The 25,529-nt window shown below is 41.9% G+C and carries 30 protein-coding genes, 1 tRNA gene and 1 rRNA gene; 12 read left to right on the top strand and 20 right to left on the bottom strand.

Translation table 11 applies throughout. The features are described from left to right. The 5 genes from BLP46_RS05175 to BLP46_RS05165 all read right to left on the bottom strand — a co-directional run. Positions 1-124, bottom strand: a 16S ribosomal RNA gene (locus BLP46_RS05175); the annotation flags it as partial. 400 nt (positions 125-524) lie between these two features. After that, positions 525-899, bottom strand: a complete 375-nt coding sequence (locus tag BLP46_RS13290; protein ID WP_318259478.1) for an MATE family efflux transporter — start codon at positions 897-899, stop codon at positions 525-527. A 21-nt stretch (positions 900-920) separates the two neighbouring features. After that, the gene (locus BLP46_RS13285; RefSeq protein ID WP_318259477.1) at positions 921-1,409 is read right to left on the bottom strand and encodes an MATE family efflux transporter; all 489 of its coding nucleotides are present in this window, start codon (positions 1,407-1,409) and stop codon (positions 921-923) included. A 45-nt stretch (positions 1,410-1,454) separates the two neighbouring features. Continuing rightward, complete coding sequence (locus BLP46_RS13280; protein WP_318259476.1) at positions 1,455-1,850, bottom strand: MATE family efflux transporter; 396 nt, start codon at positions 1,848-1,850, stop codon at positions 1,455-1,457. Next, the gene (locus BLP46_RS05165) at positions 1,847-2,284 is read right to left on the bottom strand and encodes a MarR family winged helix-turn-helix transcriptional regulator (protein ID WP_092976660.1); all 438 of its coding nucleotides are present in this window, start codon (positions 2,282-2,284) and stop codon (positions 1,847-1,849) included. The genes BLP46_RS13280 and BLP46_RS05165 overlap by 4 nt, the downstream gene beginning before the upstream one ends. Before the next feature lie 330 nt (positions 2,285-2,614). Between BLP46_RS05165 and BLP46_RS05160 the strand changes: the two genes are divergently transcribed. Then, positions 2,615-3,247 (top strand): cytidylate kinase-like family protein, encoded by a 633-nt coding sequence (locus BLP46_RS05160; protein ID WP_092976657.1) that lies wholly within the window; start codon positions 2,615-2,617, stop codon positions 3,245-3,247. 303 nt (positions 3,248-3,550) lie between these two features. On the opposite strand, the gene BLP46_RS05155 is transcribed toward BLP46_RS05160, so the two are convergent. From BLP46_RS05155 to rpsF, 6 genes are all read right to left on the bottom strand, one after another. Further along, positions 3,551-4,306, bottom strand: a complete 756-nt coding sequence (locus tag BLP46_RS05155; protein WP_092976654.1) for a M23 family metallopeptidase — start codon at positions 4,304-4,306, stop codon at positions 3,551-3,553. A gap of 72 nt (positions 4,307-4,378) precedes the next feature. Then, positions 4,379-6,868, bottom strand: coding sequence for a heavy metal translocating P-type ATPase (locus tag BLP46_RS05150; RefSeq protein WP_092976651.1), 2,490 nt, complete (start codon positions 6,866-6,868; stop codon positions 4,379-4,381). 8 nt (positions 6,869-6,876) lie between these two features. After that, a complete protein-coding gene (locus tag BLP46_RS05145; RefSeq protein ID WP_092976648.1) occupies positions 6,877-7,176 on the bottom strand; it encodes a metal-sensing transcriptional repressor in 300 nt (99 codons plus the stop codon). A gap of 204 nt (positions 7,177-7,380) precedes the next feature. Next, positions 7,381-7,620, bottom strand: a complete 240-nt coding sequence (gene rpsR / locus BLP46_RS05140; RefSeq protein ID WP_092976645.1) for a 30S ribosomal protein S18 — start codon at positions 7,618-7,620, stop codon at positions 7,381-7,383. Between the two features lie 45 nt (positions 7,621-7,665). Beyond that, the gene (locus BLP46_RS05135; protein ID WP_092976642.1) at positions 7,666-8,133 is read right to left on the bottom strand and encodes a single-stranded DNA-binding protein; all 468 of its coding nucleotides are present in this window, start codon (positions 8,131-8,133) and stop codon (positions 7,666-7,668) included. 45 nt (positions 8,134-8,178) lie between these two features. Further along, positions 8,179-8,472 carry a 30S ribosomal protein S6 gene (gene rpsF / locus BLP46_RS05130; RefSeq protein ID WP_092976639.1) on the bottom strand — a complete coding sequence of 98 codons (294 nt, stop codon included), beginning with the start codon at positions 8,470-8,472 and terminating at the stop codon, positions 8,179-8,181. A 243-nt stretch (positions 8,473-8,715) separates the two neighbouring features. On the opposite strand from rpsF, the gene BLP46_RS05125 reads away from it, so the two are divergent. From BLP46_RS05125 to BLP46_RS05095, 7 genes are all read left to right on the top strand, one after another. Continuing rightward, complete coding sequence (locus tag BLP46_RS05125; protein WP_167669186.1) at positions 8,716-9,534, top strand: ABC transporter permease; 819 nt, start codon at positions 8,716-8,718, stop codon at positions 9,532-9,534. A gap of 11 nt (positions 9,535-9,545) precedes the next feature. Then, positions 9,546-10,280: an ABC transporter ATP-binding protein gene (locus BLP46_RS05120; protein ID WP_092976632.1), complete on the top strand. Its 735-nt coding sequence runs from the start codon at positions 9,546-9,548 to the stop codon at positions 10,278-10,280. A gap of 13 nt (positions 10,281-10,293) precedes the next feature. Then, positions 10,294-11,031 carry an IspD/TarI family cytidylyltransferase gene (locus BLP46_RS05115; protein WP_092976629.1) on the top strand — a complete coding sequence of 246 codons (738 nt, stop codon included), beginning with the start codon at positions 10,294-10,296 and terminating at the stop codon, positions 11,029-11,031. Continuing rightward, on the top strand, positions 11,021-12,109 hold the full coding sequence (locus tag BLP46_RS05110; protein ID WP_092976627.1) for an NAD-dependent epimerase/dehydratase family protein: 1,089 nt from the start codon (positions 11,021-11,023) through the stop codon (positions 12,107-12,109). The genes BLP46_RS05115 and BLP46_RS05110 overlap by 11 nt, the downstream gene beginning before the upstream one ends. After that, positions 12,106-13,980: a LicD family protein gene (locus tag BLP46_RS05105; RefSeq protein ID WP_092976624.1), complete on the top strand. Its 1,875-nt coding sequence runs from the start codon at positions 12,106-12,108 to the stop codon at positions 13,978-13,980. The genes BLP46_RS05110 and BLP46_RS05105 overlap by 4 nt, the downstream gene beginning before the upstream one ends. A 58-nt stretch (positions 13,981-14,038) precedes the next feature. Next, complete coding sequence (locus BLP46_RS05100; RefSeq protein WP_092976621.1) at positions 14,039-14,257, top strand: hypothetical protein; 219 nt, start codon at positions 14,039-14,041, stop codon at positions 14,255-14,257. A gap of 4 nt (positions 14,258-14,261) precedes the next feature. Then, a tRNA-Leu gene (locus BLP46_RS05095) sits at positions 14,262-14,348 on the top strand. A gap of 394 nt (positions 14,349-14,742) precedes the next feature. On the opposite strand, the gene BLP46_RS05090 is transcribed toward BLP46_RS05095, so the two are convergent. From BLP46_RS05090 to BLP46_RS05060, 8 genes are all read right to left on the bottom strand, one after another. Further along, positions 14,743-15,093, bottom strand: coding sequence for a hypothetical protein (locus BLP46_RS05090; protein WP_092976618.1), 351 nt, complete (start codon positions 15,091-15,093; stop codon positions 14,743-14,745). A 123-nt stretch (positions 15,094-15,216) separates the two neighbouring features. Then, positions 15,217-16,401 carry a recombinase family protein gene (locus tag BLP46_RS05085; RefSeq protein ID WP_092976615.1) on the bottom strand — a complete coding sequence of 395 codons (1,185 nt, stop codon included), beginning with the start codon at positions 16,399-16,401 and terminating at the stop codon, positions 15,217-15,219. 37 nt (positions 16,402-16,438) lie between these two features. Continuing rightward, complete coding sequence (locus BLP46_RS13000) at positions 16,439-16,606, bottom strand: hypothetical protein (protein ID WP_167669185.1); 168 nt, start codon at positions 16,604-16,606, stop codon at positions 16,439-16,441. A 119-nt stretch (positions 16,607-16,725) separates the two neighbouring features. Next, on the bottom strand, positions 16,726-17,712 hold the full coding sequence (locus tag BLP46_RS05080) for a relaxase/mobilization nuclease domain-containing protein (RefSeq protein ID WP_092976612.1): 987 nt from the start codon (positions 17,710-17,712) through the stop codon (positions 16,726-16,728). Further along, entirely contained in the window at positions 17,673-17,990 is a 318-nt protein-coding gene (locus tag BLP46_RS05075) for a plasmid mobilization protein (RefSeq protein WP_092976609.1), read from the bottom strand. Before BLP46_RS05075 ends, BLP46_RS05080 begins: the two co-directional genes overlap by 40 nt. 2 nt (positions 17,991-17,992) lie before the next feature. Beyond that, complete coding sequence (locus BLP46_RS05070; protein WP_092976606.1) at positions 17,993-18,298, bottom strand: hypothetical protein; 306 nt, start codon at positions 18,296-18,298, stop codon at positions 17,993-17,995. A gap of 13 nt (positions 18,299-18,311) precedes the next feature. After that, positions 18,312-18,611 (bottom strand): hypothetical protein, encoded by a 300-nt coding sequence (locus tag BLP46_RS05065; protein ID WP_143000452.1) that lies wholly within the window; start codon positions 18,609-18,611, stop codon positions 18,312-18,314. Positions 18,612-18,638: 27 nt separating this feature from the next. After that, positions 18,639-20,075, bottom strand: coding sequence for a hypothetical protein (locus BLP46_RS05060; RefSeq protein ID WP_092976600.1), 1,437 nt, complete (start codon positions 20,073-20,075; stop codon positions 18,639-18,641). Between the two features lie 136 nt (positions 20,076-20,211). Here BLP46_RS05060 and BLP46_RS05055 point away from each other — a divergent pair, with 136 nt between their 5' ends. Both BLP46_RS05055 and BLP46_RS05050 read left to right on the top strand, forming a co-directional pair. After that, entirely contained in the window at positions 20,212-23,214 is a 3,003-nt protein-coding gene (locus tag BLP46_RS05055; RefSeq protein ID WP_318259475.1) for a hypothetical protein, read from the top strand. Further along, the gene (locus tag BLP46_RS05050; RefSeq protein WP_092976597.1) at positions 23,204-24,040 is read left to right on the top strand and encodes a hypothetical protein; all 837 of its coding nucleotides are present in this window, start codon (positions 23,204-23,206) and stop codon (positions 24,038-24,040) included. The genes BLP46_RS05055 and BLP46_RS05050 overlap by 11 nt, the downstream gene beginning before the upstream one ends. A 153-nt stretch (positions 24,041-24,193) precedes the next feature. Here BLP46_RS05050 and BLP46_RS13470 read toward each other — a convergent pair whose 3' ends face one another. After that, on the bottom strand, positions 24,194-24,451 hold the full coding sequence (locus BLP46_RS13470; protein WP_353961302.1) for a DUF6809 family protein: 258 nt from the start codon (positions 24,449-24,451) through the stop codon (positions 24,194-24,196). Between BLP46_RS13470 and BLP46_RS05045 the strand changes: the two genes are divergently transcribed. After that, positions 24,384-24,710 (top strand): condensation domain-containing protein, encoded by a 327-nt coding sequence (locus BLP46_RS05045; RefSeq protein WP_092976594.1) that lies wholly within the window; start codon positions 24,384-24,386, stop codon positions 24,708-24,710. The genes BLP46_RS13470 and BLP46_RS05045 overlap by 68 nt on opposite strands. A 6-nt stretch (positions 24,711-24,716) precedes the next feature. After that, entirely contained in the window at positions 24,717-25,520 is an 804-nt protein-coding gene (locus BLP46_RS05040) for a recombinase family protein (RefSeq protein WP_092976591.1), read from the top strand. Positions 25,521-25,529: the final 9 nt, after the last annotated feature.

Genomic DNA, 25,529 nt, shown 5'->3' with positions numbered 1-25,529 from the left:
CCGTCCGCCACTAAACTGAATCAATGTCATTCCGAAGAAATCCTTCGAAGCAGTTCCGTTCGACTTGCATGTGTTAGGCACGCCGCCAGCGTTCGTCCTGAGCCAGGATCAAACTCTCTAAAATTTGTATCTTAAAGCTCTTTCGAACCTTAATATCAATTTCAGAGTTCTCTCTGCTCATCAACAAATACTTGACGTATCCGTGAATTTACGATGTTCTAAAGTACATCTTAAAACTTGTAATTCTTTGAGCTTTCCTCAAAGTCATTACGGGTTCCTTGTCTCTTTTCGTTGTTTAATTTTCAAGGTCCTGTGCACTTTTGCAAAGTTTCTCAAGCGTTTTTCGTTTGTGTCTTTTTGCGAAGTGCAAGAGCTATTATACACAACAACTCCCCCCTTGTCAACCCTTTTTTTAAAAAAACTTTAATTTTTTTTAGTTTTTTTCGAAAATGGCTTGAAATTCAGCAAATTACGGCTGTTTTACGCTGTTCCATCTCTCTATTTTATAGATTGATATGTCATTATCAACAATTTATCTTTGATTTTTGTCTCAAATTTTTCTGCTTGCTAAACAACAAATTTAACGCTATTGCAATAACTGCCGTAATTATTCTTGCAAAAACCGTGCTCCACCATATCATAACTTGTCCGCCAAACAAAGGAGGAAGTATAAGCATCAGTAAAAACATTAAAAGCGGTTCAACAAATGTTAATACATATGACAATACTGTTTGCTCGGTTGCATAGAAACTTGCGGTGGCAATTCTGCTGATTGCCACAAACGGCACCGATATTAAAAACACCGGTAAAATATTTGATATATTCTGATTTACTTCTTCCGATGAACCAAACAGTCCGCCAATTTGCCCTTTTGTAAGGAAAAGTAACACAACTCCCACTAATGATAAAACCATGGCAAATTAATAGGCTAGTTTATTTACTTTGTGTAATTCATTAAAATCTCTTTCGCCATAGTATTTGCTCATCAGCGGTTGGCTTCCGTCTCCTACGCCTTGCAATATCAGATATACTATGCATATAATATATGATACACAAGCATAGGTTGCAATTGCACTTTCGCCGCCGTACTGCGCCGAAAACCAGTTAATCAGCACAAGTGATATATTGGGAATCAGTGATAAACCAAACGGTGCAAGTCCGACTTTAAAAATTGATTTCCAGACATTTTTTATTTTATTTAAAGATATTTTTAACGTAAAACTTTTCTTATATAATAAATAGACAATTGCAATAACAGCAGTAATACCTTCGCCAAAAATCGTTGCGATTGCGGCGCCCTTTATTCCGCCGTTTAAGTTCCATACTAATATATAATCAAATATAACATTTGTCACAAATCCGCTTACCATAGCCACCATTGCACAAACTGCACCACCGTAGTTACGCATAAGAGGCACCAACCCTGTGCTTAAAACCTGTAATCCGGCACCTAATTAAATATATTTTATATATTCTACACCCAAAGTTAAAAGAGAATCACGGGCGCCCAGAAGCATCAATAACTCTTTTGCAAATAAAAATCCGCAAATTGTTGAAATAATGCTGAAAACAATCAAAAGCCACCAAACTCCGGCAATAAAATTACGAGCTCTCTTTTCACTTCCGACCACTTTGTTTATTGAATAGTGCACAGCTCCGCCCATACCGATACCTGTACCAACTGACTGAATTACAGCAACAATAGGATATGCTATGTTGATAGCGGAAAGTCCGGCATCGCCGATTGTATTACCCACAAAGTAACCGTCAACAATCGCATACACTCCTGAAAGTGCAAAGGAAAGCACAGACGGTATAACAAATTTAAAAAAAGTATTAGTACTCTTCATATTTCACCATCATCAATTAATTTTTCAAACAAGATATTAAAAAGCTTCATTGTTTCATTTGCCTGAATCAAACGTTCTTTTCCTATTATGTTATAAACTTGTGTTTCTGCTTTAAGTACAGGAGATATGATTTTGCTTGCATACTCATTCCCCTGTTCATTTAAAGTTAGGGTCCGTTCACGCTTATCGTTCTCACAAACTTTTGACATAACATAATTCTTTTCTTTTAAGCCGCGAATTACTGAATTTACAGTCTGTTTTGGCAAGCCAAAGCTATCTGAGATTTCCTTTTGCGTTATTTCTTTCATTGTGAACAAAGCATAAAGCACCATTAATTCGGGATAACTTACTCCAAGTTTATTTGCAAACCTTGTGTATAGTGAGTTTGCTATCGCCCAAATAGAATAAAAACGTCTGTTAATCTCTAAATCCATTATTTCACCCCAACAATTAGTATTTTGAAGTATTATTATAGTATATTTTAATACTAATTGTCAATAAGCAAATAATATTTATAATAATAAAATGTTTGGAATCCGCAACAAGTATAGTTTATGTAAAATTAATCAAATAAAAAATACACAAACATTATGTCCATTTAAGGAAATTGTGTTTTTGTCTAATTTGCAGTAAAATTATTTATTAACAATGCACAAACTTTGCAAAATTTATAAAAAACAGTAGATTTTTTAAAAAATTGTGGTATTATAATATATAGACCTTAGGATTTTGGTCTGAAATACTTTATATTGGGAGGTAACTTTATGAGTTGTAATAAGATAATAACAATAACAAGACAATACGGTTCCGGTGGACACGATATCGGAAGTCTTCTTGCAAGCAAACTCGATATTCCGTTCTATGATAAAGAACTTATTACAATTGCCGCAAAAGAAAGAGGAGTTGCTCCCGAAATATTTGAACAGGTCGATGAAAAGCCTACCAACAGTCTTATGTACGCTCTTTCACTCGGTTTATATGATTACGGCAATGGATTTAATACTACTATGGGTAATATGCCGATAAACGATGAATTGTATATTCTTCAGCATAAGATTATTAAAGAAATGGCTCAGATGCAAAACTTTGTTGTTGTCGGAAGATGCGCCGACTATGTTTTAAGAGATAACCCGAATGTTGTGAAGGTATTTATTTATGCTGATATAGATAGCAGAATTAAAAGAGTATTAGCCAGACACGACGATATTGACCCTGCCAAGGCAAAGCAGGCTGTATTAAAGGTAGACAAAGTAAGGTCAAACTACTACGGTTTTTATTCAGGTCAAAAATGGGGACAGCCCGAAAATTACGATTTGTGCATTAACAGTTCACATCTCACAACGGAGCAAGCTGTCGATGTTATTATGGATTATATTGATGTAATTAACAAAAAATAACTATCATACCACACCGTTTCCTGAATATACTGTAATATTATTTTAGGGGGTGTTCTTATGAAATTTGTCATAATGGATCTTGATGATTTTATCTTTGAAAACGAAGAATGGCACGAAAGCGAAAGATAAATTTTTATCTTAGCTTTCAAATTAAGGATTTATATTGAAATTTAATTGAAGTTATTTTTCATTCACATAAAATCTCACAAAAAGCGGCGGATACAATTACTTGTATCCGTCGCTTTTTTGCCCCTTAAAACGAAACGAGGGCGTGTAATAATATTGTATTCAAAATAAAATAAATTATTCATTGTTACCTATAAAAGATAACGGGTCGGCATATTTGCCGTCCACTCTGATCGCTACGTGTATATGATTACTGTCACTTGCTTCAAAGGGAACCGCACCGACTGTTCCGATTTTATCGCCGGTCTTTACATTATCCCCCTTGTCAACATCAACAGAACCCAATCCGCTGTAAATGCAAACAACATCATTTACGGCAAGTTCAACTGTCTTTCCGTACATCTTATCATCTTTTATATCGGTAACCGTTCCGTCTGTCATTGCCAATACATCATCGCCCAATTCTGCTCCGAAGTCCACTGCCATATGTGGCTTCCAAACATTCAGCGTTTTAAAATAGGTGCTTTCCTTGCTGAATTGTCTGGTAACATTGCCTGACTTAACAGGCTTGGACAATGTCAGGTCGGTTGAAAGCATAGTTCTCAGCGCATCATCAGTTGCGGATTCGGGCTTTTCGGTCGGAATCGTTTGGGTAATCTCATCCGAAGATATTGTAACAGGCGGTTCGGTAATTTCCGAATTTTCGGTTTCCTGAGATTCTGTTACACCCGTAACATATTCGTTCACCTGTAAAGCCTGCGTTGTAGCTTCCTGTTCATTTTTAATACCTGATGGGTTTGAAATTGTATTGTATGTTGAATATACCGCCATACAAACTGCTACGAGGCAGATTGAAAATGCTGTATAAAAACCGATTTTTTCACGGCGGCTTCGTTTTTTTCTCCTATTGTTTTTATTATAATAATCGCTCATAAAAAGCACCTCCGCAAATATTATTGGCAGAGGTGCAAATATTATGCAAATATTTTATTTTTGTGCAAATGTTTAATCAATTACATTGTAGCCCTGATTTTCAACAGCCGATTTAAGTGTATCAACCGGAACATTTTCCTTTAGAGTAACTATCGCCGTACCCTTTTTATGGTTGGCAACTGCCGAGTCAACACCCGGGATTTCTTCAAGGGCAGATTTAACCCTCGCTTCACAATGCGGACACATCATACCTTTGACTTTTAATGTTACTTTCATTTTTGAATTTTCTCCTTTGCGTTTTTTATTTATACCCTTTGGATATATTTTTACCAGATTAAGTCTGAGTGCATTTGTTACAACACAAAAACTTGAAAGGCTCATTGCCGCTGCGCCAAACATAGGATTGAGCTTCCAACCCAACAAAGTAATGAACACGCCCGCAGCAAGCGGTATTCCGATAACATTGTATATAAATGCCCAGAAAAGATTTTCGTGGATATTTCTCAAAGTTGCTCTGCCCAGTTTTATTGCGGCAGGGACATCTGCAAGGCTGCTTTTCATCAGCACTACATCGGCAGCGTCAATTGCAACATCCGTACCTGCTCCGATAGCAATTCCAACATCTGCGTTTGTAAGAGCAGGAGCGTCGTTGATTCCGTCGCCGACCATTGCGGTTTTGCCCTCAGACTTTAATTTTTCAATGATGCTTGCTTTTCCGTCAGGCAAAACGCCTGCAATAACTTCGTCAACACCTGCCTGTCTGCCGATTGCTTCGGCGGTTTTTTGGTTATCGCCCGTAAGCATTACAACCTTTAGTCCCATATTTTTCAGAGTTTTGATTGCCTTTGGACTTTCATCTTTGATTACGTCGGCAACTGCTATTATTCCGGCCAAGGTGTTATTTTTACAGAAAAACAAAGGTGTTTTTCCCTCTTCTGATAACTTATCTGCTGATATTCTTAAATTTTCGGGAATATTCGCAACGGAAGAAATATAGCTCATATTTCCTCCGAATACATTTTCGCCGTCAATTTTTCCGCTTAATCCGTTTCCCACAGCAATTGAAAAATTGTCAACATCCGTAACTGTCAAGCCAAGTTCTTCAGCCTTTGAAACAATTGCCCTTGCAAGCGGATGTTCACTTTTGTTCTCAAGCGAGTAAGCAAGTTTCAGCAATTCGTTGTCATCAATCTTGTTGGGAATCACATCGGTTACAACAGGCTCGCCTTTAGTTATGGTTCCTGTTTTATCAAGCGCAACAATATTTATTCTGCCTGTACTTTCAAGCGATACCGCTGTTTTGAAAAGTATTCCGTTTTTTGCTCCTACGCCGCTGCCGACCATAATTGCAACCGGCGTAGCAAGGCCCAACGCACAAGGACAGCTTATTACAAGAACCGATATAGCTCTTGCAAGCGCAAACCCGATTGTTTCACCCAAGAGCAACCAAACAATGAGCGTAATTACCGCAATTGATATTACTATCGGAACAAACACGCCCGACACCTTGTCGGCAATCTTGGCAATCGGAGCCTTGGTTGCAGAAGCATCGCTAACCATTTTTATGATTTGTGAAAGAGTTGTATCCTGACCAACTCGCTTGGCTTCACACCTTACAAAACCCGAACGGTTTATCGTTGCTGCCGAAACTGCGTCTCCGACGGTTTTGTCAACAGAAGCACTTTCGCCTGTCAATGCCGATTCATCAACGGCGGTTGAACCCTCAACAATCACTCCGTCAACAGGAATGCTTTCTCCAGGACGTACAACAAACACATCACCGATTTTTACCGATTCAACAGGGACCTGTTTTTCTTTTTCATCAATGATAATCACGGCTGTTTTCGGAGCAAGGTTCATAAGCCCCTTTAGTGCGTCTGTCGTTTTACCCTTTGAATGAGCCTCAAGCATTTTGCCGACGGTGATTAATGTAAGAATCATTGCAGCCGATTCAAAATAAAAGTCATTCATATATTCATTTACAGCAGCCATGTCACCGTTAACCTGAGCCGTTGTCATAGCAAACAAAGCGTACGTACTGTAAATAAATGCTGTTTCCGCACCGAGGGCGACAAGCGTGTCCATATTCGGAGCAAGATGAATAAGCCCCTTAAAACCGCTGACAAAAAATTTCTGGTTAATAACCATAATTATTCCGGTAAGCAACAGCTGTGAAAGCCCCATGGCTACGTGGTTACCGTTCAAAAACGGCGGGAGCGGGAATCCCCACATCATATGCCCCATAGAAATGTACATCAGCAACACAAGAAAAATTACCGATGCAATAAGTCTTTTAAGAATAGCGGGAGTTTCGGTGTCCTTTAAGGCATCATCATTGTTTGTTTTTGCGGTTTTTTTTTCTGATGATTTTTTTGAGGCGGAGTATCCCGCGTCTTCAACAGCCTTAATTATTTCCTGTTCGGAAGCAGCTCCCTCGACGCCCATAGAGTTTGTGAGCAAACTTACCGAGCAGGCTGTAACGCCATCAACCTTTGAAACGGCTTTTTCGACCCTTGCACTGCACGCAGCACAGCTCATTCCCTTTACATTATATTGTTCCATACTATCACCTACTTCATAAGCTTTTTAAGCGTTTCAACCAGTTCATCGATTGCTTCGTCCTTTCCGTTGCGAATGTCTTCGGCAACGCAGGTGTGAATATGATTTGAAAGCAATTCTTTGTTAAACGCATTGACAGCCGCATTAACAGCCGCAGACTGAACAAGAATATCGGGACAATAGGCGTCATTCTCAACCATTCTTTTTATTCCCCGAATTTGACCTTCTATGCGGTTAAGACGATTGATTAAACTTTTATACTCAGCTTCGGTTCGCTTTTTTATTCTGTGGCAATTACATTCTCTTTCCATATTGCACCTCAAACATATAATTTTTATCAAAGCAAAAAGCATTGACTGCTTAGGATTTCAGTTAAAGATTATAACTCAGCTGAAAATCAGCGCTTAGATTAAATACCCCCAAGGGGTATCTGACAATTTCAGTATATACCCCCACATGGTATTTGTCAAGACAAAAAAATACACCGTACAAAAAGTACGGTGTAAAAGTTAAGATTAGTCAGCTGAATAAGGAAGTAAAGCAAGGTGACGAGCACGCTTAATAGCTACTGTGAGGTCACGCTGATGCTTTGCGCAAGTTCCTGTTACACGGCGAGGAAGAATCTTTCCTCTTTCTGACATATAACGACGAAGATGTGCAATATCTTTGTAATCAATATGTTCAACCTTATCAACGCAGAAGCCGCAAACTTTCTTGCGAGACTTTCTGCCACGATTATTAGGTCTGTCTGCCATAGCAAAGTTCTCCTTTCAATTGAGAATAATTTTAAAACGTAAAACTTAGAAAGGTAAATCGTCATCAAGGGGTAAATCCTGAAAATCGGAATTTGAGCCACTTTGATATGATGTCGGAGCCTGCTGAACAGGTGCACCGTAGGACTGAGTGCTCGGATATGACTGGTTTCCGCCGTATGATACGGAATTGTCGCGGCGTTCGCCGGTAAACGAAACATTATCTGCAACAACTTCAGTTATATGGCGATTGGTACCATCCTTTGCCTGGAAAGTACGCGTCTGAAGCTGACCTTCAAGCGCAATTAACGAGCCCTTGCTAAAATAGCGGCAAACAAATTCCGCAGTCTGACGCCAGCAAACAATATTAATAAAATCAGCTTTGCGTTCCTCGCCGTTTTTGACATAGCTGCGGTCTACCGCAATGCTGAAACTTGTAACGCTGATACCGCTTGCAGTTGTTTTAAGCTCAGGGTCAGCAGTCAATCTACCCATCAAAATAACTCTGTTAATCATTTTAAATCCTTTTTCAATATCAGGGAATCCCCAAAAATGTGATTATTAGTCTTCTTTTTTAATAATAAGCGAACGCATTACGCCATCTGTGATTTTGTAGATACGATCAAGCTCTGCCGGGAACTCGGCTGTGCTTTCAAAATCAAAAAGCACATAGTAGCCTTCGCTTTCTTTGTTGATAAGGTAAGCAAGCTTTCTTTTGCCCCATTCGTCAACATTCTTCAAAGTGGCATTATTTTCAATGAGAGTTTTGAACTTTTCAACGATAGCCTGAATGCCTTCTTCGCCCTTTTTCATTGAAATAATCATTACTGTTTCGTAATTAGCTGTTACTGCCATTTCTCTGCACCTCCTTCTGGACATTATGGCGGTTTTCACCGCAAGGATTGCTGCATAATGCAACACAAATATTATATCATAAAAATTGGGCTTGTCAACCATTTTTCAAAATTGTATTTGCTTGTTTAAAAACCTTTAATAACTCTCGCTGATTGACAAATTGAGAAAATGTTATATAATATGATTATTATAGGTTATTATGCGATTTTATATGATAGGATTCAAAGAACAGGAGGATGTTTCTTGTTTACAATTCTTAAAGAACACAAGGGATTTGGCAAACAAATTTTTCTGCTTGCCAAAAACGAACTTATCAAAACCTACAAGGGTGCCGTAATCGGACCTCTGTGGGCTGTTGTAAAGCCTGCTTTTACGGTTTTTGTTTATTGGTTTGCATTTTCGGTAGGTATCAAGGCGCTAAAAAGCGTACATGTAAACCTCGGCGGTCCGCAACCTTTTACTATTGACTTCTTTACATTTATGTTTATCGGAATTATCCCCTGGTTTTTTATTCAGGACAGCATAACCCAGGGCGCAAAAACTTTAAGAACCAACAGGCAGTTTATTACCAAAGTTAAGTTTCCTGTTTCAACCATTTTGACATATACTGCCCTTTCAAGGCTTTTTGTACACATCTTCCTTATGGTAATTATGTATGCATATGTACTTTTCACCGTAGGTCCAAGCTGGTATAACCTCCAATTTTTGTTCTATTGTCCGCTGATGTATGTATTTTTTGTTGCGCTTTCGTGGTCAACATCACCGATGTCGGCATTCAGCAAGGACTTTGAAAGCCTTATCGTTTCTATTATGTCCGGTGTGTTCTGGCTTTCGGGCATTATGTATGATTCATACAGCTTTAACGGTATTTTAAAATATGCCATGCTTCTAAACCCCATCAATTTCTTTGTAAACGGATACAGAAACTGTTTCCTTTATAACAGAGGTTTTTGGGAATACAAAACCGAGCTTGTAATCTTTTTGGCTGAATTTGCGGTTATTTTTGCACTCGGAATATTTAATTATAACAGACTCAGGAAAAAGCTTCCTGATGTACTTTAACGGAGGTAATTATGTCGGATACAATTATTTCCTTTAAGAATGTCAGCAAAACATATATTCTGTATAAAAATGATCAGGCAAGGTTCAAGGCTCTGTTTTTTAAGCCGAGAAATCCAAAAACCAACAAAGCTCTCAACAATGTTTCATTTGAAATAAAACGCGGTGAATCCGTTGGTATCGTCGGTGATAACGGTGCGGGAAAATCCACTTTGTTAAAGATGATAACAGGTGTTTCTTTTCCTGATTCAGGAGAAATCACAGTAAACGGCAGGGTTGCCGCTTTGCTTGAACTTACCGCAGGATTCTCTATGGAAATGACCGGACGTGAAAACATATATCTCAAAGGCTATATTCTCGGTCTTGAAGACGATTATATTAAAACAATTGAAGAAAAAATCATTGACTTTGCAGAGCTCGGCGATTACATTGACCAACCTGTAAGAACATACTCAAGCGGTATGAAAATGCGCCTCGGATTTGCAATAAACGTTAATATAGAACCTGACATTTTGGTTGTTGACGAAGCCCTTTCTGTCGGCGACGCAACTTTCAAGAAAAAATGTAAAAACAGAATAAAACATATTATAAACGATGGCACTACCGTACTTTATGTAAGCCATAATGCGGAATCTGTAAGAGAAATTTGTCCGCGTGCTATTTTTCTGAAAAAAGGAACCGTCATTTTTGACGGTCCTACCGAAGAAACACTTAAAATATATCAGGAATCCAAGAAAAAGAAAAAATAAAACGGAGAAACAAATGGTACACGTTGTTATTTTTGCCGGCGGCGTTGGCGCAAGAATGAAGTCGCTTGATATTCCAAAACAATTTATTGATGTTGAAGGCAAGCCTATTATAATAAGAACGCTTGAAAATTTTGCAAATCACCCAAGTGTGGACGACATTGTTATTTCCTGCCTTGCAGACAAAATAGACTATATGTGGGATTTGATTGCAAAATACAAAATACACAAGGTTACTTCTGTTGTAAAGGGCGGCGAGAACGGTCACGGAAGCATTCACAACGGACTTGTTGAAGTGCAAAAGTTTTCAAAAGACAACGACATTGTTTTAATCTGTGACGGAGTGCGCCCGCTTATTTCAAAGCAGCTTATATCGGACTGCATTGAAACCGCAGAACAGTATGAGACTGCTGTGCCTGTAACTCCGAGCATTGACTCTGTATTGCAGAGCGAGGACGGAGAAACCTGTTCAAAGAGCCTGCCGAGAAAACAAATGTACATCACTCAAGCTCCGCAGGGCTTTAAAATGAAAAGAATTATGGACGCACATGACAAAGCAGAAGAACTGGGAATCACAAACCCCATTTCATCAAGCGAACTTTTAATTGAACTTGGACAAACTGTTCATATTTTTAAAGGCGAACGTGACAACATTAAGGTTACCACCCCGGAAGACTTACAATTTTTACGTTCAAGATACTACTATAAAAGCTTTAAAAACTTTGCAAAAGAGGAACTTAAATATGGATTATAATGTTCAAAACCATTTGCACCCATATGTATACGAAGACATAAAAACAATTTCAGACTCAAACGTTAACTGGCCGTGCCTTGAAAACAAAACCGTGTTCGTCACGGGAGGCAACGGCTTTATTGCTTTTTATCTGATTTGTGCAATGATGATTCGCAATGACTTATACAACAGTAACATTAATATTATTGCACTGGTAAGAAACAAAGAGAACGCTAAAAAAAAATACGGGGCATTGCTGAAAAGAAATGATATACAACTGATTGTTCAGGATGTCTGCCAACCGATTAAGTGCAGTCGTGCCGATTTTATAATTCACGCCGCAAGCCAGGCAAGTGCTTATTATTTTGAACACGACCCCAAGGGAACCATAGATGCAAATCTAACGGGCACTTTAAATGTGCTTGAATATGCAAAGGCAAGCAAGGCCGAAAGCACACTTATAGTATCATCTCTAAAGGTGTACGGCACAGTCTTTAACGGTAAAAATAAAATTTCCGAAACTGATATCGGATATATTGATATTGACAATTATAAAAACTGTTATGCCCAAGGGAAGCGTGCAGCCGAAACTCTTGGCTGCTGCTACGCCAAAGGATACGGACTGAACATTAAAATTGCAAGGCCCGCATATATTTACGGCCCTGCAAGAATTGACGATGACAGAGTTTGGGCACAATTCATTGCAAACGTAGTAAAAAAACAAAATATTCTGCTTAAAAGCAACGGTGCGGCATTAAGAAGCTTTTGTTACGTAACAGACACAGCGGTTGCACTGCTCAAAATTATGACTGACGGTGAAAACTGTACGCCATACAACATAGCAAATCCCGACAGCGACGTTACAATCAGAAAATTTGCAAAAGCCGCAGTAGAAGCTTTTCCAAACCTTGGTCTAAAGCTCACTTTTGCAAATTCCGAGGACGAAAAAGAACCCGTTCCCTCGCCTATGGCACCGACTCCTGAAATACTCGACGCCGCAAGACTTAACAACCTTGGGTGGAAACCGCAGGTTAACCTTACAGACGGAATCAGACGCAGTGTTAAAATAGTTGAGCTTCAAACAAAGGACACAATATGAGCATAAAAGACAAACTAAACGAATTTCAGGCTGACTGGGCGGCAATGCCCACAGTTGAGAAAGAAATATTATCAAAAATTAAAGGCAAAACTTTTTTAATTTACGGTCACGAGCTTGCCCGTTGTTTTTGCTATGCTCTGCTGTATCTTAATGATACAAAAAATCTAAACACAAGGGTGATTTATACAGCAAAATCAAAGGACGAATTACTAAAATTTTTCCCGGAGATTTTGCTAAGAGATGACTTTGAATTCATTGAACTGAATTCATTAGCCGAGCTGTCTGCTGTCAATTACGTTGTATCAACGGGATACTGTAACGTAAAGGCGAATACTCCGTCAACCGCATTTATCGATGAAATTAATGCGGTAAAATTTGTATCGCAAGTTGCTGAAAAATCTTGTGCAAAAACCGTGATAATCAGTGACAGCCGTGTTTACGGAAACTCCATTCCGCACAGGGTTTATTCTGAAAACGAATACGCTGAAATCAACCTTGACAGCTCTTGCTCGTCGGATTCTCAGCTGTTAAGGTCAATTGAAAATTTCTGGTGCTGCTCATCGAAGTCAGCAGGCTTTGACCTTACAATTTTGCGAACAGGAATAATTCTCGGAGCTTGTTCCGGAATTAATACATTCATCGACAAACTTTTGAGTGACGTTGCGGCAGGTCGTGAAACTCAAATTTTTAATTCTTTTAAAAAATATTCTTTTGTATATATCAGTGATGTCTTCAGGGCAATAATTTATGCTCTGACAACCATCGAGCCAAACCAAACTTACAACGTTGGCGGCATAAATTCAACCGCTTCAACCGGAATGTTAGCTGCTGTCCTGCATGATGTTTACGGAGAGCAGGCAAAAATCAACATAAGCGACAACAAAGACATTGATTACTGTGCAATCAATTCCAATAAGATTGACGAACACGGCTGCAAACCGATGATTAACCTTGAAACGGCACTTGAGCTTTGCGTTATGAGCAATATGAGCGATAACAAAGCCATGAGTCTGCCTCATAATCACGACGGAAGACTCACATCAATTCAAAACATTTTGCTTGCGTATCTGCTTGAAGTTGACAGAATATGCAAGAAGCACAACATAAAGTACTTTCTCGGCGGCGGAACCTTGCTGGGAGCAATAAGGCACCACGGATTTATCCCCTGGGACGATGACGCAGACATAATGATGCTTCGTGAAGATTACGACAAATTCTGTGAAATTGCAGAGAGTGAAATGCCTCCGTCAATGTCATTTCAGACAAATGAAAATGACAAAAACTGTTATTATGAATTTGCAAAATTCAGACTTAACAATACAGTTTTTGCGACGGGTTTTGCAAAGAACCACAAGAAAATGAACAATGGACTTGCGTTTGACATTTTCTGTCATGACAAAACAGCCAATTCAAAATTAGGACAAAAACTGCATCTTGCAATGACATTGTTTACACGAGCACTTGTTTTTAACAAATGGAATAACAGAAAAGTTGAAAACGGAAACAAAATTCAATCGGCGTTTACCAACTTTTGCATCAAGGTATTCCCCATTCGCTTTAGTCTTTGGCTTGAAAGAAAAACGTTAAGTTTCTTTAAAAGAAAAAAGAATGCAAAATATCTTTACGACGGAATGGGCAGAAACGTTTATAACGGAAGCTTCCCTGCTGAATGTCTTGATGAAGTAATATACGTAGACTTTGAGGGGCATAAGTTACCTGTGCCAAAAGAGTATGATAAATACTTAACTTTTTTGTACGGCGACTATATGGAGCTTGCTCCTTTAAGCACACGTCTTGGCTGTCACGATATCAAACTTTGTGACATTGGTCAATATGACGGCTTTGAAATAAACAAAAATAATTTTCAGTAAAACCCAAGTCGGCATTTGACAATTGATAAAACATTTGATATAATAAGCAGTGTTGTTTATGCTGATTTCAGCACTTAAACAGCTAAGCAATTTTAACTGTAATTATGTGGAACAGGCTAAAGGCATTTATGCTGAAAATAGCCCCACCTCGGCTTCCTCGCCGTGTAAAAATAGAGGATTTATATGCAGGTATGGCGGAATAGGCAGACGCGCATGGTTCAGGTTACACCACGTCGGTGAACTTGCAAAATCACGTTTCTTACTTGCAAAAAATTAAATATGCGGATATGGCGGAATTGGCAGACGCGCATGGTTCAGGTCCATGTGAAAGCAATTTCATGCAGGTTCAAGTCCTGTTATCCGCACCATATAAATCGGATACCCTTTTGGGTGTCCGATTTATATTTACAATCAAGCGGATAATAGGACTTGAAGGCGAGCGAAAAGAAAACAGTCCGGTGGACTGTTTTCCGCGAGAGAGTTACGCTGCATTATGGCGATACACACGCCGCAGCAAGCGAGGTAGGCGGTTTCGGAATAATAAAGGTATGTTTTATCCGCACCAAAAAAAGCCCGATTTTATCGGGCTTTTTGCTGTTTTAGGATACAAAAAATGTTGGCAGACGCGTAAGGTATGCTCGTGAATGTGTTGGCTGTTTTCAACAAATTCAGAGTGTTAGATTTGGTCGCTATTACTAAATCTTTAGTTGATAACCTTACGCGTCTGCCAATTCATTTTAGCGCACTGATTATGCAGTTTGATTATTCCTTGAACTTTATCCTTCGTTTCATAGCAAGAGGATATTTATTATTGATCACTTGAAGATCGGCTAATTCATTTCCGTCGTCGCCGAATATCGTCATATGCTCTGTGAAGGCGGCGTTCAGGTTGATCTGGATCCTCAGCCCTTCTCCGTCCTCGAAGATAATGATTTTGTCAACCAACTGCCGGAGATTGGCGTTGCTGATTTGACCTTCCTTTACGATTTCCTCAATCAAATCGACTGTCTGCTTCATCTCTGCCTTGCGTTTTTTGATGGTTTCACTGTAGTTTTGAATATCATACAGCTCGCCGGAGATTTTCTTGATGTCGTTTTCACAGGCAGCGAGCATTTCATCATATATCTCGGCGTGCTCCTTGTCACGGATACGTTCGAGCAGGATCTCCTTTTGGTCGGATTTGCGCTGTTCAAGGTCGGCGTTGAGCTGCTTGATTTTGCCGGTGACAGTGCTTTTCTATTTCAGCCATCGGCGCACGTCGTTATCAATATTCTTGTAATTTTCCATTGCCTGTTCACGGATATTCAGAATTTCATTGTAGACAAGATCGTCAATTTCGCTCTCGTTGATTCGATGCGCGGAGCAATTTTCCTTGCCGTAGCGGTGGTAGCCGTTGCAGGCGTATTCGATTCTCAACGGCTTATCGCGCCATTTCCGCTTGATTGCTACGAAGGTCGATCCGCAGTCGCCGCATTCAAGCAGTCCGGAATAGCGGTGGCAGGGCTGACCAGCACTCGCTCTGACGTTGCCTTTTTTCTTCTGCTCAATCATCTTTTGGACTACCTCAAACTTTTCCTTTGAGATAATCGGCGTTACAAAGTTTTCATGAACATACTGTTCTTCTTTCGGAACGTCCTTGCGGATGTGGGTGATTTTATTGTTGTAGGTCTTGTGGCAGGTCAGCGTTCCGATATAGAATTCGTTTTGCAGGATCCGCTTTACTCCTGTGTTATCCCACAGATATTTTAAGCCGATTTTCGGCTTGTTGTACCCGAGACTCTTGCCGAGAAGCTGCTTTTGATAGTAGGCAGGCGACTTGATTCCTTCCTCATTAAAGATACGGGCTATGGCGGAAAAGCCATAGCCCTCAAGATACATATCAAATATTCTTCTGACGATCTGCGCGTGTTCTTCCACCACAACCACTTGATTGGTGTTTTTATCTTTGAAATAGCCGAGCGGCGGTATCATCACAAAGCCTTTCTTCTGCTTTTGTACCATACCTGCTCTGACCTTTTTACTGATGTCGCGCGCGTACATATCATTGAACAAGCCCTTGAAGCCGATGATCAAATCGTCATCCTCATTGCTCGTGTCGAGGTTTTCGGTGACCGACAGGACGCGGACGTCGTGCTCTCTTAGATAGTCAATGAACAGAGCTGTCTGCGTTTTGTGTCTGCCGAGCCGTGACATATCCTTGACGATGATCGCCTCAATATTGTTCTGCTCGACCTGTTCATAGATCTTGTTGATGCCCTCACGGTTGAAGTGCATACCGCTGACGTTGTCGTCAAACGATTCGCCGACGATCTCGTGACCGTTGGCTTTTGCATACTCCACGAAGATATTTTTCTGATTCGTGAGCGAGTTTAGCTCCGCGTCCTCATCGCGTGAGAGCCGATAGTATAGCCATACTTTCATTTTGTTTCCTCCTGTTGGATATAAAATAAGCCTGCCGTTAAGCAGACTTTTTGGCAACGATTATTTCTTCTTCCGCATCGGGAAGCAAGCTGTCATCAGTGATATAGTCTTTTATAACGCTTTTGATGAAAGCGTTGTACTGCTCGTTCGTGCCGACATATTTGAAATGCACGGAGCTGATTTTGGTTTTCTTTTCGGTTTGCATAATCATGTTTCCTTTCATATTTTTTTGTTAATACGCGCGTATGGTATCGCCGCGCCGTTTTGTTGACACAAACACTACCACACCTTTTGGGCAAAGTCCAGATGAAATCGGGAGAAATATTAATAAGTTTGCGCGATTCCCTGCTCTCGTTCGTAGTCCTCACGCGTGCAGTAGGTGCGGAATGCTTCGTTGGAAATCTTTCGTCCAAGAATTTTCTCCAACCTCAACTTCTCCATCGTATTTATTTCGTTGACGTAATGCGGTTGATAATAGTAGTCCGCAGGCACGGACGAAAGTATATCTCCGAGGAGATTGATCAAGCCGTCGCTGTAAGTCATCGTGTAGCTGTCGTCGTGATACGGCGTGACGTAGTCGAAGTACGGGTCGAGGATCGCGCTGTCGCAACCACCGAGAGCGAAGTACACCTCGAGGTTATCCTTGAGGAACCGCTCGTCGAAGAGCTTGTTGTCGCGCGCCTTGTGACCTTCGGGCGTGGTGAACGTGATATATTTATACCTGTCCTCCCACTGCACCTTGTAGCCGTGCTCGCGCATATACTCTATGAATTCTTCCTTTGTCGCCGACCAGTCAATGGAGTAGGACGCGGTTTCTATCAGGTCACGTTTCCATCTTGCATTGCGCGGATTCTTGGTTTTGGTCTCGGTAACACTCAAGCCATACACGCGGCAGAGCTGATTGGAATACTCTTTTGCCTGCAGCATTTCGTTGCGGCTCTGGTGGAACTTTTTGCCGTTCTCGCAGTTCACGCTGTTCATAATAATATGATTGTGTATGGCATGGGTATTTGTGTGCGTAGCAACAAGCACTTGAAATCCGGGAAAGTACTCGGCAAACTTCAATCCGATTTCGTGCGCGCTCTCCGGCGTGAGGTCATCGTCAGGTGAGAAGGACTGCACGATGTGGTAGTAACTTCTGCCGTCCTCCTTGTGAAACCGCTTCTTGACAAACCGGAATTCTTCGAGCGCGCTCTCGGGTGCGCAGTTGACTCCGCTGATCAATTTGCTCTCTGTCGCTTCAAGGCGCGTGACATAATCAAAAATATTGTTCATCGGACTTCCTGAGTTAACAAATTTAACGACTGCCATATCCGTTTCAGCTCCTCTCTTGTTGCGGTAAGATTGACCTCATAAAGATAACCTGAGTTGACTGCTCTCGTCAGTTGGTTGAGGTTGTTTCCGATTTTTCTCAGCTCATTTGCGGCATCATCTACGCCATTGACAACGATAATCTTCTTATCAAGCGCGCAGTCTCGCAGATACATACTCGGCGTTCGGTAGAAAGAGTACGCCTTTTCTTCGATAATTTCTCTCTGTTCGGGCGTAACTCTCGTTGAAATAATTTCGGTTTTCGGTTGTTTTTTCAAAATTAATACCTCCTTGGTTTTTCAAAATAGGGGCGCGGGCCTAGCTCGCAACCGCCTTTGCGGCCGCCCGAATGAGGGCGGTCGTAATACAAAGGCGAAACTGGCAATAAAACAGGATTTAATTCTCTGTTTTGTAGAGTGGGTATGCTGAATTTTGGGGCAACAGGAGCAACACGAAACCTTATCGCACTGTTCATCAGCTTTTCTGAAATAAATCGGAGCGACAAATATGCAACATGCTGCACATTTGTCACCCCGACAGAAAAAGGAAAAATCCAGTGCTGACGGCGGTTTTGAAACTTTGTCACCCGCGTCACCCCTTTATTGCGCTAACGCAGCAACAGCGTCAGCCTTGTCCTTTATCAAACAGACAAAGCGGAGCGTTTTATCACCTAAGCGGATAGACTTTGTGTTCTTGCCCTTGTCGCAAATCGTCATGCCTTCCTCAGCGAGTGCTTTTATCAATCCGTTTTTGGAAATCGAAAACGCTTCGTCCTGCTCATTGCATAACCGCTTCACCTGTTTGTGCGCGATGTCGGCATTTAGATAATAGTTTTCATTATCTTGATAGCCGATATAGTTTACGGGCTTGAAGTCAAACGGATTGTCTCTATCAAGCAAAACGACCTGTCCGCTTTCAATCAAGGATTATAACTTTTGAATGAATCTGTGCGTCGGTTTGTCCTGCTCAATACTACTGCTCTGCTTTTTCGCGAGCTCATAAAGACAATCTCTGCACTGAATAAAAGTTGCCTGATATTCTTCTTCGGAAATGGCATCATGCTCAAACAGAAAAGATAAAAAGTATTCCATTCCTATCATCAGCCACGCGTAGATTTCGGGTACTCTTCCGTGACAGCGGATTCCTGAATTGATAAACTCCTGACGGTAATTATGAAAGCTTTTCTTCAACTGATTGACAAATGACCGCTCTGTATCTTTGTCTTTCAAAAACCGCGTCTTTATCCATTCCGTGTATGCCAGCATACAACTGCGGAGTGTACCGTTCTCCGCTTCACGCTGAAAGCTTGAAAGATTACGCAAATCGATCATACCGTCGTACAGCTCCATACAAAAATACCTTGCTGTATCGCTTTCGCCAATGTCAGGAGCCTGCTCGGCTGTGATGATAGCGTTGCCCTGAGGCGGTTGCGACTCCATCGGAGTGGAGTCCGATTTCAATCTTCCTCTGCCAATGCGGTCACCGTAGCCGCGCATGATCAGCTGCGCGGTCTCAGTTAGCTTTGCTGCCTCTTTTCTACCGCTTGGGTGAAAGTCATCGATGCAGGTGAGTACATCTTTCAAAGAAAAAGAGTTGTACATAATACTGTTCGCCGTGTCACGGAACGAAAGCGGTAAGTCCGAACTGTTGAATCTTCCGAAGAACGACAGGAACAACGCCGCCAGCGTACTCTTACGCGTGCCTGTTCTGCCGAGCAGACAGAGGACAAATTTCGGCTCAAAATTTGCCTGATGAAGAAACTCATTCAGCGGTGATAAAAATGTGTACGACAACAACGGCAGCGTGATTTCGGCAGGCGCAAACGGCATAGTGTTTACCATAAAAAATACATTTGCCAAATCCGAGATTTTCCAATTATCAGCCCTCTCATAACGGCTGAGTTTTCCTCTCAGACTGACATCGTGCTTGCCGTCGTTCGGCAACAGATATTCCCAATGATTGTCTATCATTTTCCAGCCGGTAACATGATAGGTTTGAATTTTCTCCGCGTTCTCCGCCGTTTGCTGAATGGCATGTCGGACGTATTCCTTAACGCTTCTCTCCGGTTCCAGAACGCAATCCGCTCCCCAGCGTTCTATCAGCCAGTTGAAGGTTCCGAGCTCCGCACCTGTCACATCAATCTCCGGCAGCACTCTGCCGCTCGAATGAACGCCACCCAAACGAAGCACTGTCTTTACTTCTGCGCCGTCGTCAACACTGACCTCGCTGACAATGTACGGCAGAAAGTTACAGAGTTTTTTAGACGTGATTCCGCTTTTATTGGTTACCTCTTTGTAAAGGCAACCGTCCACCACCTTGTACGGAAGCGGATACTGTAAAAGGTTGTCTTTTGAATTACTCATGGGTAATTCCTCCTTTCGGAAATATTTTTGCAAATACAAAACTCCCACCTCGTGAAAAGTGGGAGTAGTATTCATATATGCAAATAGGTTGATTTTCAAAAGGATTTATGATAATATTGATGGTAGGTGATGTAATTTGAATACGCGATATAAAATCCACATGCTCTCTGCGCGTTCACTTATTAGTTACGCGAAAGAGGAAAACAATCAATATACATTTCATCTCAGCAAAACAGGCACGCGCAAGTGCATCATGCGTGAAGCGGCTGATGAGCAGGATGACAACGCACTGTTTTATCAGACAATGTGTGTTCTCCACGGCAGCAATATTGAACCGCCACAAAGCGAGACGGTGCTTTCCAATTTGCAGGACGTGATTTTCTATGTTGACTTCAACGGTATTTTTGACAGGGGCAACTCTCCGAAAATGATGGAACGGCAGAAGAAAGCCGAAGCGATGTTTCGCCCTGAGGGTGTAACACTTGACTTCGGGAACGGCGCTCAGCGTTACCTTGCCTTTGAGCGTTCAGGCAGTATGAGCCGTCAGGCAAAGCTGTCGTTTATCCGCGCAGATGTTCACGATGAAGTGCGCAGACGAATCATGATGGACATGGTGGTCGGTGACTGTCAGCTTTCAAAGCTCTATGCCTATAACGGTTTGATGCTCTCCGGCGGAGTTCGAATTGGCGGAATCAATCTTGCGGATTCTCATCGGGTAATTGTAGTAAAAAATGAAACCTACCGCGCTCAATCAAAAGTTGTTTCGGTAGATGGAACCGCTGTCAGTGAAGCGGTCAAAAAGTATAACCGCAAGGAGGAATTACGGGATATTACGGTTCTTCGCCATGACGGCGAAGGGTTGATTTCCAAGGATCTTGCGAAAACAGTTGACAGTATTTATTGCGGCAAACACATTCACCATTCCTTCCAAATCCGTATGCCGTATGTCAAGGGTATGGTTCACGAGGTTAATTTCAAGGATTTCCTGAAAAGTGCAGGCTGTCAATATATAACTGATATTTGGGGCGTTCGCCATCCTGTTGATCAAGTGGAAATGATACTCACGCAAAGTATGTTTAAGGGTTACGGTTGGCTGACCGAAAACGGAATGGATTGGAATGATTATTTAAGTTTTTTCAAAAAATATAATCATGCGTTGTATATCACCAATGTCAGCAAGGTGAAACCCGACGACCACACGGAGCTGAACTATCAATTTCTCAATACCTTATCTATGACTGCGGAAGAATTTCGTCCGCATGATTTGCCTGACGGCTGGGAGAACAGCCCTGCCAAGGATAAAAGAGAATGGATTACAAAGGCAACAGAGCAGCGTTATTATGATTTCTGTTTGAATGAAGATTTTCGCAGGCAGTATTTTATAAATAAAAACAACGCTCTTGGCAAGTGTACTAAAAAGAATCCTTTGTTTGTCAATGAAAAAGCGTGTGTCAAGGAGCTGAATGACAACGCTGACAAGCTGATTCGGCAGTACAGTTTAGGCAGGCTGTTGGTAAAAGGCGACAACCGTTTTCTCTCTGATGATTTGCTGGATTTGTTGATATTTATGATTGATTCCAGTGGCAAAAGGAATCATCGACAAAGCGTGTTTTGGTCAAGAGCAATGACAGAAAGGTTCAACAAAAACAGCTTTTACTCGCCGGGCGCATCATATGATGCCGACGCGGCTTGTACACTTTTGCGCAATCCGCATATAGCGCGAAACGAGGAGATTCAGCTCAGACTTTATGGCAAGTCAAGTAATATGAGAAAATACTATCTTTCTCAGTTGACAGACGTTGTAATGGTAGACCCCGAGAGCCTTGCGGCACAGCGTTTGGGCGGTGCGGATTTTGACGGCGATATGATAAAAACGATTGCCGACGATTTGCTTAACGAATGTGTGAAGCGGAATTACGAATATGACGATTTGAATGACCGCAGCAATCTTCCTCTGCTGTATATTCCGTCGGAAGAACCGGTCACGCGAAACGCCAACGACTGGCATGACCGGTTTGTGACGGTGCGAGATACCTTTTCCTCGCGTGTCGGACAAATTTGTAATGCTGCGTTTGACAGGAGCATTATCGCTTATGATGAAAACTCCAACGCCGAGGAACGTCAGCGTTGCCGTGAGCAGACGGAAGTGTTATCTATCCTGACAGGTTTGGAGATTGATTCCGTCAAAAGCGGCGTGAAGCCTGATTTGTCTGAATATCTCGTAAAGGAACGCAGGGCGCACAATCTGTTTCTCAAATACAAATCTCTGTTGGAGCTTGACCGTAATCATGCTTGGTATGAGGATTCGCCGCAGAGGAAAATCAAGCAATTCTTTGTATCAACCGATTGGGATAAGGTGACCTCGAATGTGGAGCGGTTGCCGTATTTAGCCAAGCAGCTAAAGGAAAACACTAAACGTCTAAATCCGAAACTGGCAAAGAACAGCGAGCTGTTTACCTTTGCGGCTAAGTCTGATTGGAAGGATAGCTTGGACTCAAATATTTTATCTTCCGTCGGATTTTTGCTGCAGCAATATGAGGCGGTTTTATCCAGAATACGCGCCTGCCGCGCGCCGATTAAGAATAAAGCAAGTCAAAATGATATTGACCGTATTTTGTATTCACGCGGACAGGAAGATGTGATTGACAGCGACGCGCTCTATGCCGAATTTTCAAAGTTGTCACCTGAGAGAATATCGTCAATCCGTAGTGAATTGACAAATCAGTCTTGGCATTTGATGGATAGGGATTCACGGCTTGATTTTCTGAGTGAGTTTCTCCCTGAATTTGAAGATTATTATAACTTACTGACAGATTTCCGCTTTGGCGGTTACCGCGTGCTTGGCGACTTAATTTGTGATATTGACGACGAAAACAATGCTACAGAACGAAAAAAACTCCTCCGGTCAAACGACTCGAAGGAGTTTGCGGAAATGATGGAGGCATATTTGAATAAATCTCACGCGCAAAGTTACCGTCAGGCGGTTGCTGTTGCGTGCAGAGCTTTGATGGATAAAATCATCAAGCCGAAGAAAGCAGTGCCGTATGTAGTGGCTCTCGGAAAGCGTGATTTGCTGTGGGAGCTGCTGCCTGAAGCAGTTTATACACATGTATTGGCGGTGAAGAAAAATGCTGAATGAAATTGATGAATTCAAATCTTATACGCAGTTTCCAAAGTACAGCGCCAACGGCAAACACGATATGTCATTTCTCGGGCGGTTTACCTTTGACATGCTGATAAAACAAATCGGGCTTCACAGAGTTTTGACAACGGTTGCGCGCGGATATATGTTTGAATCGGAAATGCCTGATATTGACCGCGCAAAAGGGGCATTGCGGGCTTGGTGCAGTTTACCGACAGAAAAGAAAGACGATTGGAAAGCAAACACTAATTTCAATGAGCTTCATACAGAATTTCCCGATTTAGTGGACGAAGAAGGTCGCGGCTGGTTTTACCGTCATGTTCATAACATCTGCGGTTTTGTCAAAAACAATCCCGGTTCCGTCAGCAAGACGACCGTTTCAAAGTGCGAAATACTGCGAAAGGGCTTTGACAAGGAATGGGAGAAGAAGTTCATTCAATTTCAGGTGCCGATTTTTTCAAATACAACCATAGGCTCGTGGATATTGCGTTTTGACGATATTCTCGCCGATGCGCTGGAGTTGGGAAAACTTCAAAACAAAGATTTTTCTCTTTCTGACAGTATCAGCGAATACATCAAAACACATGTCTCTCTTTCTGCCCAACCTGCCGCCGAATTATTGGTGAAATATTATATAGCCAACAAGCCTCTGGATTCAGATAAAGTAGTTCTTCCGGTCACGAACTTTGACGCTTATTTCGGCAACGGCACTTTCAGTAAAAAATGGCTGCCGAAGGAGTTTGACTCCATCATCATTCGAGACCCGCAGAGCAACGGTGTTTCGCGCTATATACTCCATGAAAATTTGATAAAACTGATATAACCGAAAGTGCAGCAGAGCTAATCCGCTGCACTTTCGTTGTTCTCTGAAATTCCCCACACAAGCGCCCACAAATCGCCTGTGTGGGTTTTGTTCGGTTTGGTTGGGTACGACTGCGCACTTTTTACTCGCGCGACACAGGGCGAAATTTTCGCGTTAAGTTTTGTCGCTCATAGAATCAATCATCAGCCTGACAGCCAATGAAAAACCTCGGCAAAACGCGTCGCGTTCGCCGAGGCTCATTAACTTTGTGTGGTTGTCTTTGATTATTTCAAGTATTATTTTCTGTTGTTCTGTCAATGTTGCGGACAACTCCTGTTCATGACGGATAGCGTTATCGGGAGATTTGATATATCCATATGATAAAGACAGAGCTTTCTTATTACAGCAGTTCAAAAAATGTGATGAAGTCACATGCCTGTCGGATAAGCAGAGCGATTCCTTTCAATCCAATCGCAAAACCTTTGTGATAGAAAAAGAATCAGCACAAAAAATCACTGACTATATCAACGCTAAAGGTATATCTGCCTTTATGCTGTTCACGGCGGCTTTGGCAACCTATATCAACCGCGTAAAGATGAACACAGAAAGGTTTTATATCGGTACAGCGGTTTTGAATCGTTCTTCATTTGCCGAAAAGAACAAGATTTCTCGGCTACGACAAAGGCCCTGAGGCAGGATGGTGGTAAACCCTGCGGAGGCGGAAACGATAAAGAAAATCTCCCGCCTTTTCCTTGAGGGCATGACGACCTACGGCATCAGCCGCCAGCTTGAGTCGGACGGCGACCTCATTCCCTCCCGCAAGCCGAAATGGAACGCCACCACGGTCAAGCGGATACTTTCCAACGAAAAATACAAAGGCGACGCCCTTTTGCAGAAAACCTATACCGTGGACTACCTTACGAAAAAGACGAAGGTCTGGCACAGAACGGACCAGTACCGCAAGGTCATCTGGCGGTGCAACCACAAGTACGGCGGCGAAAAATGCTCCACACCACACCTGACCGAGGACGAGATAAAGTTGGCGTTCATCACGGCGGCGAACAAGGCTCTCGCCGACAAGGACACGGTTATCGAGACCTTTCGCCTTATCAAGGACAGCGTCTTTGACACCTCCGCTCTTGAACAGGAGAAAGCGGAACTGACCGATGAACTGAACATTGTCGCAGGACTGATTCAGGACGGCACCTACCAAAACGCACATGTGGCGCAGAACCAGACAGACTACAACAGGGAATACGAGAGCCTGACCTCACGGTACGAAAAGGCAAAGAGCCGCCTTGACGAGGTGGAGGCTGAAATCCACGACAAGCATTCCCGCCGCAAGTCCATCGAGCATTACCTCGAAATCCTGCAGGAAAGCAAAGAAGCTGTCACGGAATACGACGCTACCCTCTGGCACGGCATGGTGGAATTCGTGACGGTCTACAGCAAGAATGACATCCGCTTCACCATGAAGGACGGGACGGAAATAAGGGCATAAAGAAAACTC

The sequence above is a fragment of the Ruminococcus sp. YE282 genome, from assembly GCA_900101355.1.
In the GTDB taxonomy this organism is placed as follows: domain Bacteria; phylum Bacillota; class Clostridia; order Oscillospirales; family Acutalibacteraceae; genus Ruminococcoides; species Ruminococcoides bromii_A.
Note: the sequence above shows the minus strand (reverse complement) of the source record. Positions and strands in the feature narration are given on the sequence as shown.

Coding starts and splice junctions, on each gene's coding strand:
- BLP46_RS13285 (WP_318259477.1), bottom strand. CDS start 1,409: ATGCGTAACTACGGTGGTGCAGTTTGTGCAATGGTGGCTATGGTAAGC.
- BLP46_RS13280 (WP_318259476.1), bottom strand. CDS start 1,850: ATGAAGAGTACTAATACTTTTTTTAAATTTGTTATACCGTCTGTGCTT.
- BLP46_RS05165 (WP_092976660.1), bottom strand. CDS start 2,284: ATGGATTTAGAGATTAACAGACGTTTTTATTCTATTTGGGCGATAGCA.
- BLP46_RS05160 (WP_092976657.1), top strand. CDS start 2,615: ATGAGTTGTAATAAGATAATAACAATAACAAGACAATACGGTTCCGGT.
- BLP46_RS05155 (WP_092976654.1), bottom strand. CDS start 4,306: ATGAGCGATTATTATAATAAAAACAATAGGAGAAAAAAACGAAGCCGC.
- BLP46_RS05150 (WP_092976651.1), bottom strand. CDS start 6,868: ATGGAACAATATAATGTAAAGGGAATGAGCTGTGCTGCGTGCAGTGCA.
- BLP46_RS05145 (WP_092976648.1), bottom strand. CDS start 7,176: ATGGAAAGAGAATGTAATTGCCACAGAATAAAAAAGCGAACCGAAGCT.
- rpsR (WP_092976645.1), bottom strand. CDS start 7,620: ATGGCAGACAGACCTAATAATCGTGGCAGAAAGTCTCGCAAGAAAGTT.
- BLP46_RS05135 (WP_092976642.1), bottom strand. CDS start 8,133: ATGATTAACAGAGTTATTTTGATGGGTAGATTGACTGCTGACCCTGAG.
- rpsF (WP_092976639.1), bottom strand. CDS start 8,472: ATGGCAGTAACAGCTAATTACGAAACAGTAATGATTATTTCAATGAAA.
- BLP46_RS05120 (WP_092976632.1), top strand. CDS start 9,546: ATGTCGGATACAATTATTTCCTTTAAGAATGTCAGCAAAACATATATT.
- BLP46_RS05115 (WP_092976629.1), top strand. CDS start 10,294: ATGGTACACGTTGTTATTTTTGCCGGCGGCGTTGGCGCAAGAATGAAG.
- BLP46_RS05110 (WP_092976627.1), top strand. CDS start 11,021: ATGGATTATAATGTTCAAAACCATTTGCACCCATATGTATACGAAGAC.
- BLP46_RS05105 (WP_092976624.1), top strand. CDS start 12,106: ATGAGCATAAAAGACAAACTAAACGAATTTCAGGCTGACTGGGCGGCA.
- BLP46_RS05100 (WP_092976621.1), top strand. CDS start 14,039: ATGCTGATTTCAGCACTTAAACAGCTAAGCAATTTTAACTGTAATTAT.
- BLP46_RS05090 (WP_092976618.1), bottom strand. CDS start 15,093: ATGCTCGCTGCCTGTGAAAACGACATCAAGAAAATCTCCGGCGAGCTG.
- BLP46_RS05085 (WP_092976615.1), bottom strand. CDS start 16,401: ATGAAAGTATGGCTATACTATCGGCTCTCACGCGATGAGGACGCGGAG.
- BLP46_RS13000 (WP_167669185.1), bottom strand. CDS start 16,606: ATGCAAACCGAAAAGAAAACCAAAATCAGCTCCGTGCATTTCAAATAT.
- BLP46_RS05080 (WP_092976612.1), bottom strand. CDS start 17,712: ATGGCAGTCGTTAAATTTGTTAACTCAGGAAGTCCGATGAACAATATT.
- BLP46_RS05060 (WP_092976600.1), bottom strand. CDS start 20,075: ATGAGTAATTCAAAAGACAACCTTTTACAGTATCCGCTTCCGTACAAG.
- BLP46_RS05050 (WP_092976597.1), top strand. CDS start 23,204: ATGCTGAATGAAATTGATGAATTCAAATCTTATACGCAGTTTCCAAAG.
- BLP46_RS05040 (WP_092976591.1), top strand. CDS start 24,717: ATGGTGGTAAACCCTGCGGAGGCGGAAACGATAAAGAAAATCTCCCGC.